Here is a 12506-nt window from a genome sequence, read left to right on the forward strand (position 1 = left end):
AATAAATCAAGAGCTCGTGAGCTGGCAGAGCAGTCTGGGATTTTGCGTTATGGGGTATACGGTCGCCTTAACCGGGGGAATAGGCAGCGGGAAAAGTACGATTGCCAACGAATTCCTGAAAAATGGAGTTAGCGTCGTTGATGCTGATGTCATCGCCCGCCAGGTGGTAGAGCCTGGCGCTCCTGCCCTACGCGCAATCGCGGCCCATTTTGGGCCAGAGACGATCCAGCCGGACGGCACGCTCAACCGCCGCCTGCTGCGTGAACGCATCTTCGCCTCGCCAGACGACAAACGCTGGCTTAATGCCCTCCTCCACCCCCTGATCCACGCAGAAACCCAGCGGCAGATTGCTGAGGCGACATCGCCCTACGTGCTCTGGGTGGTACCGCTGCTGGTAGAGAACCAGCTGCACACCAAAGCCGATCGGGTTCTGGTGGTCGACGTCTCCCCGGAGACACAAATTTCCCGCACGATGGCGCGCGATGGCGTTACGCGTGAGCATGCCGAGCATATTCTTGCCGCTCAGGCCACGCGAGAAGCCCGTATTGCCGTCGCGGATGACGTTATTGACAATAATGGCGCACCAGATGCCGTTGCATCGGATGTTGCCCGCCTGCATGAGGCGTACCTACGCTACGCTTCCCAGGTCGTATCACAGGAAAAACCGTAATGCACACCCACGTCCTTTTTGAACACCCGCTCAATGAAAAGATGCGCACCTGGCTGCGCATTGAGTTTTTGCTCCAGCAGCTCAAAGCCCGGCTCCCTGTCAGCGATCACGCTGACGCTTTACACTTTTTTCGTAACGCCGGAGACCTGCTTGATGTGTTCGAACGCGGCGATATCCGCACCGAGCTGCTGAAAGAGCTTGAGCGCCAGCAGCGTAAGCTGAAAGCGTGGGTAGAAGTGCCTGGCGTCGATCAGAGCCGCATTGATGCGGTACGCGACCAGCTTAAGCAGAGCAGCAGCACGCTGATGGCCGCTCCGCGCGTTGGGCAACTGCTGCGTGAAGAGCGGCTGATTGGCCTGGTGCGCCAGCGTCTCTCTATTCCCGGCGGCTGCTGCAGTTTCGATCTGCCGACGCTGCACCTGTGGCTCTATGCGCCTCAGTCCCAGCGTGATGAGCAGGTTGCCGTCTGGCTGGACAGCCTCCAGCCGCTGACCCAGACGCTGACGCTGATCCTCGACCTGATCCGCAACTCTGCCCCCTTCCGTAAGCAGACCAGCCTGAACGGCTTTTACCAGGATAACGGGGACGATGCCGATCTGCTGCGTCTGGAGCTAACGCTTGCTGACCAGCTCTATCCGCAAATCTCCGGGCATAAGAGCCGCTTTGCTATCCGTTTTATGCCGCTGGACAGCGAAAATGGCCACGTGCCCGAGCGTCTCGATTTTGGTCTGGCCTGCTGCTAAGGAGCAATGATGTCTGAAGAAACCGTTGTAAACTGCCCCACCTGCGGCCGGAAAGTGGTCTGGAACGAGACCAGCCCGTTTCGCCCGTTCTGCTCTAAGCGCTGCCAGCTTATTGATTTAGGTGAGTGGGCCGCAGAAGAGAAGCGTATCCCCAGCGAGGGCGATCTCTCCGACAGCGATGGCTGGAGCGAAGAGAAACAGTAACCGCTACCCATCCGCCGAAATAACGCCTGCTGGCGCTTCGCTTAGCAGGCCTACAAACTGGACTAAAACTTACTCGCCGCGTAAGCGGGCGACAATCGGCTGGTTCGCGGGTGGAAAATCGTCCGCGTTCAGCGCCTGCGGCGTTAGCCACTCTCCCGGCTGACCCTCTTTGCCCCACGGCTCCCCTTCCCAGCCCTCGACCAGGTAGAACCATAGGGTGATGTGCAGCTCTGGATACTGATAATCCAGCTTCTCAAACAGCTGCGCGGAGGTGACGGTTATGCCCACCTCCTCGTCCAGCTCGCGCGCCAGCGCCTGCTCCGGGGTTTCGCCAGCCTCAATCTTGCCGCCGGGAAACTCTCTCTTATTGGCCATGTGCGCGTCGGCGGCACGCTGGGTAATAAAGATTTCGCCCTGCGGATTGCGAATGATCCCGGCGGCGATATTCAATACTTTCATCAGGTAGACTCCATAAAAAAGGCGCAGAATCTGCGCCTTTGTTTTTTATTGTGTTGCGTTTAGCTCAGACGGCCGTGGCACTGTTTGTACTTTTTGCCGGAGCCGCATGGGCATGGGTCGTTACGGCCCACTTTACGCTCGCCGGATTGCTCGGCCAGATCGGCGGCGGCCTGCGCGTCGTCGGACTGATGGCTAAGCTGCTGCATCTGGGCCAGGCGCTCTGACTCCTCACGACGCTGCTGCTCCATCTCCTCTACCTCTTCCGGCATCCGCACCTGTACTTTCGACAGGGTGCTGATCACTTCATATTTCAGCGACTCAAGCATAGCGGCGAACATCGCGAAGGACTCGCGCTTGTACTCCTGCTTCGGATCTTTCTGCGCATAGCCACGCAGGTGGATACCCTGACGCAGGTAGTCCATCGCCGCCAGGTGCTCTTTCCACAGGGAGTCGAGCGTTTGCAGCATGACGCCTTTTTCGAAGTGGCGCATCATCTCGACACCCACCACCTCTTCTTTACGCTGATAGACCTCTACGGCGCTCTGCATAATACGTTCGCGCAGCGTCTCTTCATGCAGATCCGGCTCTTTGTCCAGCCACTCGGCAATCGGCAGGTCGAGATCGAAATCGTTCTTCAGACGCTCCTGCAGGCCAGGGATGTCCCACATCTCCTCCAGCGACTGCGGCGGAATGTGCCCGTCGATGGTCGCCTTGAAGACGTCTTCGCGGATGCTGGCGATGGTTTCGCTCACGTCGCTCACGTCCAGCAGTTCGTTACGTTGGGTGTAGATCGCGCGGCGCTGGTCGTTGGCCACGTCATCATATTCCAGCAGCTGTTTACGAATGTCGAAGTTGCGGCTCTCAACCTTACGCTGGGCGTTGGCGATGGCCTTGGTCACCCACGGGTGCTCGATCGCTTCGCCCGGCTTCATCCCCAGCTTACGCATCATGTTGGAGACGCGGTCGGAGGCGAAGATACGCATCAGGGCATCTTCCATTGACAGGTAGAAGCGAGAGGAGCCCGCATCACCCTGACGACCGGAACGGCCGCGCAGCTGGTTATCGATACGGCGGGATTCATGGCGCTCGGTACCGATGATGTGCAGACCGCCAGACGCCAGCACTGCATCATGACGCACCTGCCAGTCTGCTTTGATCTGCGCGATCTGCTCTGCGGTTGGCTCCGGCAGGGCGGCAACCTCTGCCTGCCAGCTGCCGCCGAGCATAATATCGGTACCACGACCAGCCATGTTGGTGGCGATGGTCACCGCTGCCGGGTAGCCCGCCTGGGCGACGATTGCCGCTTCGTTGGCGTGGAACTTGGCGTTCAGAACGTTGTGCTTGATACCTGCTTTGGTCAGCTCGTTAGAGACCACCTCGGATTTCTCGATGGAGATGGTCCCCACCAGCACCGGCTGGCCGTTAGCGGTACGCTCTTTGATATCTTCGATAATAGCCTGAATTTTTTCCGCTTCGGTCATGTAGACCAGGTCCGGCAGATCTTTACGGATCATCGGACGGTTAGTCGGCACCACCACGGTGTCCAGCTTGTAGATAGAGCTGAACTCAAACGCTTCGGTATCAGCGGTACCGGTCATACCTGCCAGCTTCTCATACAGACGGAAGTAGTTCTGGAAGGTGATGGAGGCCAGCGTCTGGTTTTCGTTCTGGATCTCCACGCCCTCTTTGGCCTCAACGGCCTGGTGCAGACCATCGGACCAGCGGCGACCCTGCATAGTACGGCCGGTGTGCTCATCAACGATGATCACCTCGCCGTCCTTGACGATGTAGTCCACGTCACGGGTGAAGAGTACGTGGGCGCGCAGCGCAGCGGTGACGTGGTGCATCAGCATGATATTGTTTGGGGAGTAGAGCGACTCACCCTCGTCCATGATGCCTTCTCGCACCAGCAGCTCTTCAATCAGCACCAGCCCACGCTCGGTCAGGTTCACCTGACGCGCTTTCTCATCCACGGAGAAGTGGCCTTCACCCTGGAAGGTGTCAGAGTCCTCTTTCTCCTGACGGATCAGGTTAGGGATGATTTTGTTGACGCGCTTGTACATGTCGGAGCTGTCTTCCGCCGGGCCGGAGATGATCAGCGGCGTACGCGCTTCGTCGATCAGAATGGAGTCGACCTCATCCACCAGCGCATAGTGCAGCTTACGCTGAACGCGCTCTTCCGGGCTGAACGCCATGTTGTCACGCAGGTAGTCAAAGCCATATTCGTTGTTGGTGCCGTAGGTGATATCGGCAGCATAGGCTTCACGTTTGGCTGGCGCAGGCAGGCCGGACATATTGATACCTACGCTCATGCCAAGGAACTCGAACAGCGGACGGTTGTTTTCGGCGTCGCGCTGGGCAAGGTAGTCGTTGACGGTGACCACGTGCACGCCTTTACCGCTAAGGGCGTTCAGGTAGGCCGGCAGGGTTGCGGTCAGGGTTTTACCTTCACCGGTACGCATCTCGGCGATGCAGCGATCGTTAAGCACCATCCCGCCCAGCAGCTGGACGTCAAAGTGACGCATGCCGAACACGCGCTTGCTCGCTTCACGCACTACGGCGAACGCTTCCGGGATCAGGCTCTCGACGGTCTCGCCTTTTTCCAGACGGGCGCGGAACTCGGCGGTTTTGGCTTTCAGCTCATCATCGCTGAGCTTCTCCATGGCCGGTTCCATGCTGTTGATGAGAGTGACAGCTTTGCGCATCCGGCGCAGGGTACGATCGTTACGGCTACCAAATACTTTTGTTAACAGTTTAATAAGCATAATAAATTCTCAAACGCCCCAAAATGGGCAGATAAATTAAGGTGTTAAAGCGGTTAATTTAGCTGAGGCGTTGAGGTCCGGCGCGGATCCCCTGCACCTGCGCGAGCCAGCTGGCGACGGTAAACGCAGCGTGCGGTTCAGGAGTAGAGACAGCCTTGTGCCGGACAATAACCGGCGGTTTGCCCTCCTGGGTCAGCAGGGCATTAAGCGTATCCAGCAGCGCTAAATGGTGTGCCTGGACGGGCAGCGGCTCTTCGGCAACCGACAGCGCCTGGGGCGCCATTGCAAAGGAGAGGTGACGAATAACGGTGCGAATAGCATGCTGATGCCAGTAGTCGACGGTAAAGGTCGGACGGCGGCTGGCTTCGAGCAGCGCGAGGCTGGTGAAATTGACCGGGCTGGTACGGTTATGGTTGCTGGCGGTTGCCTTCTCAGGCTGGGTGGGGCGCTCCTGCGTACCGGGCGCGGGCAGGCCAAGACTCGCCGCGACCATCCCTAAAAAGAGATGCGGCCAGAAGTAGCGTCTGCCAAATTGTCGCCAGCGCGTCAGTAATCCGCTCACTTGCTCCACCATTAATGGGTTAAACCGACCCGGTTCACATCAACATCCGTTATTTTGCGACCAAATATTACCATTAAAGGCGCTACACGGCAGTAACAATGAGGGGCATAGCCGGGTGAAAATGCTTAAGAAAACAGCGAACGCACCGCTTTTGGCGCTATTTTAAGTCTGTGTTTATGCGTCAGAAGAAAAGAAGAGAAGTGCGAAACCTGGAAACAAAAACGACTGGCGCTCCTGACCGGAGAGAGTGCCAGGTTAACCAGTCGAATTTTTACTAAACGGTCTGGAGGATTATGCCAGTACCGTTGACGGTGCTTTGAATGCCAGAGGCAGTTCAGCGTCGTCCTGGAACGTCGCGTACTCCCAGGCTTCCTGTTTAGCCAGAACCGCCTGCAGCAGCTTATTATTCAGCGCATGACCGGATTTATAAGCGGTAAATGCCCCGATAATGTTGTGACCACACATGAACAGGTCACCAATCGCATCCAGCATTTTGTGACGCACAAACTCGTCTTCAAAACGCAGGCCGTCTTCGTTCAGCACGCGATAGTCATCGACTACGATGGCACAATCGAAGCTGCCACCCAGGCACAGGCCACGGGACTGCAGGTACTCGATATCACGCATAAAGCCGAAGGTACGCGCGCGGCTAATCTGGCGCATAAATGCGTCGGCAGAGAAGTTCATCGCGTAGCGCTGGTTGCTGGCATCAATCGCCGGATGGTTAAAATCGATGGTAAAGTCCAACGAAAAACCATTGTACGGCTTGAATTCAGCCCATTTATCGCCGTCTTCGACACGCACGGTCTCTTTGATGCGAACAAATTTCTTCGCACAGTTCAGCTCTTCGATACCGGCATCAAGCAGCAGGTAAACGAACGGGGCTGCACTACCGTCCATGATTGGGATCTCGGGGGCGTCAACTTCAATCATGATGTTGTCGATACCCAGACCCGCCAGCGCGGCGTTAAGGTGCTCTACGGTAGAAATCCGCACGTCATGCTCGTTGACCAGACAGGTACAGAGCATGGTATCACGCACAGATTTGGCATCTGCCGGAAAATCTACCGGTGGATTCAAGTCAGTGCGACGATAGATGACCCCGGTGTTGGCCGACGCAGGTCGCAGCGTCAGGGTGACTTTCTTGCCGGTATGTAAACCGACGCCAGTCGCCTGAACGATACGTTTAAGTGTCCTTTGTTTGATCATCGTATAATCTCGCCTAGTTACTAATCCAACCGAATTGTACTATACAACCGGCGGGCCAGTTTAGCACAAAGAGCGACAATGCCCAACTTCCAGCTAATTCTTAGTCAGCCTGCTTACGCAAGAACGCCGGAATATCGAGATAATCTGGCTCTTTTGCGGTCTGCGGCGTCGGGTCATTGACGACTTTAGCGGCCGGTTTCTGCTCCTGGCTCAGCGGAGCCATACCGTGCTGCTGATAGCGATCCATCACCGGCTGCTGCTGCTGTTTGTTGGTCACCAGGGTAATTTCAGGACGCTTGTCCATACCGATACCGGTGGCAACAACGGTCACGCGCAGCTCGTCGTTCATCTCTGGATCCAGAGAGGTACCGATAACCACGGTAGCGTTATCCGATGCAAAGGCACGGATGGTGTTACCCACGGTTTCAAACTCATCCAGACGCAGGTCGAAGCCCGCCGTAATGTTGACCAGTACGCCACGCGCGCCGGAGAGGTCGATATCTTCCAGCAGCGGGCTGGAGATAGCCATCTCGGCCGCCTCTTCCGCACGGTCTTCCCCTTTCGCCACGCCGGAGCCCATCATCGCGTAGCCCATTTCGGACATAACGGTGCGCACGTCGGCGAAGTCGACGTTCATCAGGCCCGGACGGGTGATCAGCTCGGCGATGCCCTGGACCGCGCCTTTCAGCACGTCGTTGGCTGCGCCAAAGGCGTCCAGCAGAGAGATACCGCGACCCAGCACCTTCAGCAGCTTGTCGTTCGGGATGGTGATCAGGGAGTCAACGTGCTTAGAGAGCTCGGTGATCCCCTGCTCAGCAAAGGCCATACGCTTCTTGCCTTCAAAGTTGAAAGGCTTGGTCACGACGGCAACGGTCAGAATACCTAAATCTTTGGCCACTTCGGCAACGACCGGAGCAGCACCTGTGCCAGTACCCCCGCCCATACCTGCGGCGATGAATACCATGTCTGCGCCGTCAAGCGCTGCGCGCAGTGCTTCACGGTCCTCTTCGGCGGCATTGCGGCCGACTTCCGGGTTAGCGCCTGCTCCCAGACCTTTGGTGATGCCGCCGCCGATCTGGATGGTCTGCCCCACCGCGGTCTTACGCAACGCCTGGGCGTCGGTATTCACTGCAAAGAATTCAACGCCTTCGATGCGCTCGCGCACCATGTGCTCAACGGCGTTACCGCCGCCGCCACCGACGCCGATGACTTTAATCACCGCGTCGTTGGTCAGTTCCATAGGTTCAAACATAATTTTCTCTCCGATTTTACACATCATCCTTCAAACTGCGTTACGGCTGCAAGAGGGATTCAATGTAAGTACCTGTCGCCTGAGTCCGCTAATTTTGTGCGGTCTCTGAAAATATTAAAACTCTTTTCGCAGCCAGCTGTTCAGACGTTTGATCCACGAGCCGACTGACGCACGTTTTTCCACCTCTGCTTCACCACTTAAATGGGACTCCTTCCCGTAGTGCAGCAGACCTACCGCCGTTGAATAGTACGGCTCCTGGGCATAGTCCGTCAGGCCAGTGATATTCAGCGGCGCACCTATGCGCACCTGTGTATGAAACACGCGTTGCGCACAGGCTGCAAGCCCTTCGATCTGCGCTGCGCCGCCGGTTAATACAATTCCTGCTGCAAGATGGTGCTTAACGCCTTGTTGCCGGAGCTGTTCTTGCAGCTGCAAAATTTCTTCGTTCACCAGATTGAGCAGCTCGGCATAGCGCGGCTCAATCACCTCCGCCAGCGTTTGACGCTGCAGGCTGCGCGGCGGACGTCCGCCCACGCTCGGCACCTCTACGCTTTCGTCTTTACCGACGATAGCGCCCAGGGCACAGCCGTGGCGAACCTTAATGGCTTCGGCATCGCTTGGCGGCGTACCGAAGGCATAGGCGATGTCGCTGGTCACCACGTTCCCCGCATAGGGGATCACTTTGGTATGGCGCAGCGCACCGCCGGTATACACGGCGATGTCCATTGTACCACCACCGATATCGACCACGCAGACACCCAGCTCACGTTCGTCTTCCGTCAACACGGAATAGCTTGACGCCAGTCCGGCAAAAATGAGTTGGTCAACTTTCAGACCACATCGTTCAACGGCTTTGACAATGTTTTTCGCCATATCGTTGTGACATGTGATCAAGTGCACTTTTGCCTGCATCCGCACGCCGGATAACCCTACCGGATTTTTGATCCCTTCCTGGTAGTCAATGGCATACTCCTGCGGGATGACATGCAGAACCCGATGCTCATCGCGCACGCGCACCGACTTGGCGGTGTGCACAACGTTTTCAACATCTTCCTGGGTCACTTCCTCTTCGGAAATGGGCACCATGCCGATCTCATTCTGACAGCTAATATGCTTGCCGGAGAGCGCCAGGTAAACCGACGAAATCTGGCAGTCCGCCATCAGCTCGGCCTGATCGATGGCGCGCTGCACGCACTTCACCACCGACTCTAAATCGTTGACCCCGCCTTTATCCATACCCCGCGACGGGCAACTGCCCACGCCAATGATATTGATCATACCGTCGGGCAGAACTTCCCCTACCAAAGCGGCAACCTTCGCGGTGCCAATCTCCAGTCCTACTACCAGTTTTCTGTCCGTCGCCTTGATCATTATTGCTCTGCCTGTGCCTGATTCTGTTGCTGATTAGGATCCACAATAGGTGCCGGTTTCCAACCGACTGCCGCGCCTGAGTCATAGCGCAGATCGACATAGCTGATCTCTTTGCCGTCGGTTTGCGCCTGCTGCTGCAGAACAGGATAGAGTTCTACAAAGCGTGACAGACGTTTCATCGTCTCCCCCCGGCCCAGGTTGAGCTTGATTCCATTGTTAAGCGTCAACTGCCAGGAGCGACGGGCGGTCATCGCCGCCTCTTTCAATGTAAATTTATCCTTTGCCAGCACCTGCCCCATGTCGCGATAGCCCTGCAACACTTCGCTTTCGCTTCCTTCCGGGCCAAAGAGCAGCGGAAGATTCTGTTCTTTAGCCCGGTCGGTGGGCACGCTGAACGAATTTCCGTCTACGTCCATCATGTGCTGATCATTCCACCGCGCAATCGGGACATATTCAACCAGATGAATCTTCAATTCGTCCGGCCACTGCTTTCTTACGCTGGCCTGCTTGATCCACGGCAGGCGTTCGATCTGGCTCTGGATGATGTTCACATCCTGGGTCATAAAGGTGCCAGGAGCGCCCAGCGCCAGAATCGACTGGCGAATATCATCGTTGCGCGTGTAGTGGCGCTCACCGGTGACCACAAGCTTCGACAGCGGCAAGCGCTGCGCATCGTCCATCCAGCCCAGAATCATCCAGCCGCTCACCAACACGGTGCACAGCACCGCCAGCAGGAAAACAATTCCTGCAAGACGCGTTCCATTATTCCGCCGGGAGGCAATAACCTCCTCCTCTTCGCGGTTTCGCGTGTTTAGCGCAGCCTGCGACATATCAGTCCGCCAACTCCAGAATTCGTACAACTAATTGCGAGAAACTTAATCCAGCCTGGCGAGCCGCCATCGGGACCAGACTGTGGCTGGTCATCCCCGGCGAGGTGTTCGCTTCCAGCAGATAGAAGTGACCATCGCGATCCTGCATGGCATCGATTCGACCCCATCCACGGCAGCCTAATACGGTCCAGGCCTTTAGTACCAGATCGCGTAACTGCGCTTCGCGCTCCGCTTCTATTCCGCTGGGGCAGAAATACTGAGTCTCATCAGAGAGATACTTTGCCTCATAATCATAGAAGGTTCCTGCGGGTTGGATGCGAATTGAGGGTAAAATTTCTTCCCCTAATACTGCAACGGTAAATTCGGGCCCGCTCAGCCACTTCTCAACTAAGACTTCGTCATCGTGCTGAAACGCTAAAGCTAACGCCGCATGCAGCGCACCGGCCTCGTCAACTTTCGACATGCCGACGCTGGAACCTTCGCGGCTGGGCTTAACGATCAGCGGCAGGCCCAGGCTGGCAATGTGCTGGGTTACGCTCTCGTCCAGCCCCTGCTCAAACTCTTTGCGCGTCAGTGCCGCCCACGGGGCGACAGGCAAGCCCGCGCCCTGCCACAGCAGCTTGCTGCGCAGCTTATCCATGGAGATAGCGGACGCCATCACGCCGCTGCCGGTATAGGGCAAGCCGGTCAACTCAAGCAGCCCCTGCAGCGTACCGTCTTCGCCGCCGCGACCGTGCAGGGCAATAAAGACCTTATCGAAGCCCATGCTCTTAAGCTGGGTCACATCGGTGTCACGCGGATCCACCGGATGCGCATCCACGCCGCCTTCGCGCAGGCCAGCCAGCACCGCCGCGCCGGAGTTCAGCGACACGTCGCGCTCGGCGGAGGTGCCGCCCAGCAGGACTGCAACTTTATTAGCCATGGCGCTCTTCCTCCTGCGACTGCTGCGGCTTCAGTTTACCCTCGGCCAGGCTGCGGGCGACTTTACCAATATTGCCTGCACCCTGAACCAGAATGAGATCGTTCCCGGTTAATACCGGAGCCAGCATCGCCGCCACCTGGGTCGCATCGGGAACCAGAATCGGGTCGATTTTCCCCCGGCCACGGATAGTGCGGCACAGGGAGCGGCTATCCGCGCCAGGGATCGGGGTCTCGCCTGCGGCGTAAACGTCCAGCATCAGCAGGGCATCCACCTGGGTCAACACGTTGGCAAAATCATCGTACAGGTCACGGGTACGGGTGAAACGGTGCGGCTGGAAAATCATCACCAGATTTTTATCTGGCCAGCCTGCACGCGCAGCTTTAATGGTGGCATCCACCTCGGTGGGGTGGTGACCGTAGTCATCAACCAGCATGGCGCTGCCCGCTTTGCCGTTTACCTGCTCCAGCGGGAACGCGCCGAGGAAGTCGAAGCGGCGTCCGGTACCCTGGAAGCTCTCTAGCGCCCGCAGGATCGCCTCATCGTCAATCCCCTCTTCCGTGGCTACGGCGACGGCCGCCGCCGCGTTCAGGGCGTTATGGCGGCCCGGTGCGTTCAGCGTGACCTGTAAATTAGGTTTGTCCTGGCGTACCAGCACAAAGTGTCCCTGCGGCCCGGTCTGCTGGTAGCTCTCTACCCGCACGTCCGCGTCGTCGCTAAAGCCGTAGGTGGTGGTCTGACGACCCACGCGCGGCAGCAGCTCGCGGCACACCGGATCGTCCACGCACATCACCGCCCGGCCATAGAACGGCAGGTTATGCAGGAAGTTAATAAAGGTCTGCTTCAGGTTCTCGAAGTCGCCCTGGTAGGTATCCATATGGTCGGCTTCGATATTGGTCACAATGGCGACCATCGGCTGCAGATGCAGGAACGAAGCATCGCTCTCATCCGCTTCGGCAATCAGATAGCGGCTGTGGCCCAGGCGAGCATGTACGCCCGCGGCTTTCACCAGGCCACCGTTAACAAAGGTCGGATCCAGTCCGGCCTCGGCATAGATACTGGAGACCATCGCGGTGGTCGTGGTTTTGCCATGCGTCCCGGCGATGGCGATGCCGTGGCGAAAACGCATCAGCTCCGCCAGCATCTCTGCACGGCGGATCACCGGAATACGCGCCTCGTGCGCGGCAACAATCTCCGGATTATCGGCAGAGATGGCACTGGAGACCACGACTACGCTGGCGTCACGTACGTTTTCCGGACGATGGTTGAAGTAGATGGTCGCGCCAAGGGCGGCCAGCTGCTGCGTAACCGGGTTTGGCGCAAGGTCGGAACCGCTGATCTGATAGCCTTCGTTCGCCAGGACTTCAGCGATGCCGCCCATGCCGGCCCCGCCAATGCCAACGAAGTGAATGTGCCGGACGCGACGCATCTCGGGCACGATTGAACGCAGTTTCGCCAGTTGTTGTGTATTCATTCTCTAAACGCCATAAACTTCTAAAATTCGTGCGACGCAAAAGGCGTC

12 protein-coding genes are annotated in these 12506 nt (G+C 57.5%); 3 read left to right on the top strand and 9 right to left on the bottom strand.

From position 1 onward, the window contains the following. The first annotated feature begins 49 nt into the window (after window positions 1-49). Genes coaE through yacG form a run of 3 tightly spaced genes read left to right on the top strand, consistent with a single transcriptional unit; the run spans window position 50 to window position 1617 of the window. Window positions 50-670 (top strand): dephospho-CoA kinase, encoded by a 621-nt coding sequence (gene coaE / locus WFN61_RS15440; protein WP_312274660.1) that lies wholly within the window; start codon window positions 50-52, stop codon window positions 668-670. After that, window positions 670-1413: a cell division protein ZapD gene (gene zapD, locus WFN61_RS15445; RefSeq protein ID WP_144817653.1), complete on the top strand. Its 744-nt coding sequence runs from the start codon at window positions 670-672 to the stop codon at window positions 1411-1413. Before coaE ends, zapD begins: the two co-directional genes overlap by 1 nt. 9 nt (window positions 1414-1422) lie before the next feature. Then, the gene (yacG, locus tag WFN61_RS15450) at window positions 1423-1617 is read left to right on the top strand and encodes a DNA gyrase inhibitor YacG (RefSeq protein ID WP_144817652.1); all 195 of its coding nucleotides are present in this window, start codon (window positions 1423-1425) and stop codon (window positions 1615-1617) included. Window positions 1618-1686: 69 nt separating this feature from the next. On the opposite strand, the gene mutT is transcribed toward yacG, so the two are convergent. The 9 genes from mutT to murC form a co-directional block, all read right to left on the bottom strand. Next, window positions 1687-2076, bottom strand: coding sequence for an 8-oxo-dGTP diphosphatase MutT (gene mutT / locus WFN61_RS15455; protein ID WP_238083101.1), 390 nt, complete (start codon window positions 2074-2076; stop codon window positions 1687-1689). A gap of 59 nt (window positions 2077-2135) precedes the next feature. Further along, window positions 2136-4841: a preprotein translocase subunit SecA gene (gene secA, locus WFN61_RS15460; RefSeq protein WP_144817650.1), complete on the bottom strand. Its 2706-nt coding sequence runs from the start codon at window positions 4839-4841 to the stop codon at window positions 2136-2138. A 58-nt stretch (window positions 4842-4899) separates the two neighbouring features. Beyond that, window positions 4900-5403: a secA translation cis-regulator SecM gene (gene secM, locus WFN61_RS15465; RefSeq protein ID WP_312175442.1), complete on the bottom strand. Its 504-nt coding sequence runs from the start codon at window positions 5401-5403 to the stop codon at window positions 4900-4902. A 291-nt stretch (window positions 5404-5694) separates the two neighbouring features. Then, on the bottom strand, window positions 5695-6612 hold the full coding sequence (gene lpxC, locus WFN61_RS15470; RefSeq protein WP_144817648.1) for a UDP-3-O-acyl-N-acetylglucosamine deacetylase: 918 nt from the start codon (window positions 6610-6612) through the stop codon (window positions 5695-5697). A gap of 100 nt (window positions 6613-6712) precedes the next feature. Next, window positions 6713-7864: a cell division protein FtsZ gene (gene ftsZ, locus WFN61_RS15475; RefSeq protein WP_042390697.1), complete on the bottom strand. Its 1152-nt coding sequence runs from the start codon at window positions 7862-7864 to the stop codon at window positions 6713-6715. A 114-nt stretch (window positions 7865-7978) separates the two neighbouring features. Next, window positions 7979-9235, bottom strand: a complete 1257-nt coding sequence (gene ftsA, locus WFN61_RS15480) for a cell division protein FtsA (RefSeq protein WP_144817647.1) — start codon at window positions 9233-9235, stop codon at window positions 7979-7981. Continuing rightward, the gene (gene ftsQ / locus WFN61_RS15485) at window positions 9235-10065 is read right to left on the bottom strand and encodes a cell division protein FtsQ (RefSeq protein ID WP_144817646.1); all 831 of its coding nucleotides are present in this window, start codon (window positions 10063-10065) and stop codon (window positions 9235-9237) included. The genes ftsA and ftsQ overlap by 1 nt, the downstream gene beginning before the upstream one ends. 1 nt (window position 10066) lies before the next feature. Further along, the gene (locus tag WFN61_RS15490) at window positions 10067-10987 is read right to left on the bottom strand and encodes a D-alanine--D-alanine ligase (protein ID WP_257759038.1); all 921 of its coding nucleotides are present in this window, start codon (window positions 10985-10987) and stop codon (window positions 10067-10069) included. Then, window positions 10980-12458: a UDP-N-acetylmuramate--L-alanine ligase gene (gene murC, locus WFN61_RS15495; RefSeq protein ID WP_144817644.1), complete on the bottom strand. Its 1479-nt coding sequence runs from the start codon at window positions 12456-12458 to the stop codon at window positions 10980-10982. The genes WFN61_RS15490 and murC overlap by 8 nt, the downstream gene beginning before the upstream one ends. Window positions 12459-12506 lie beyond the last annotated feature (48 nt).

The sequence above is a fragment of the Pseudescherichia sp. AS216 genome, from assembly GCF_037152055.1.
Lineage (GTDB): Bacteria > Pseudomonadota > Gammaproteobacteria > Enterobacterales > Enterobacteriaceae > Pseudescherichia.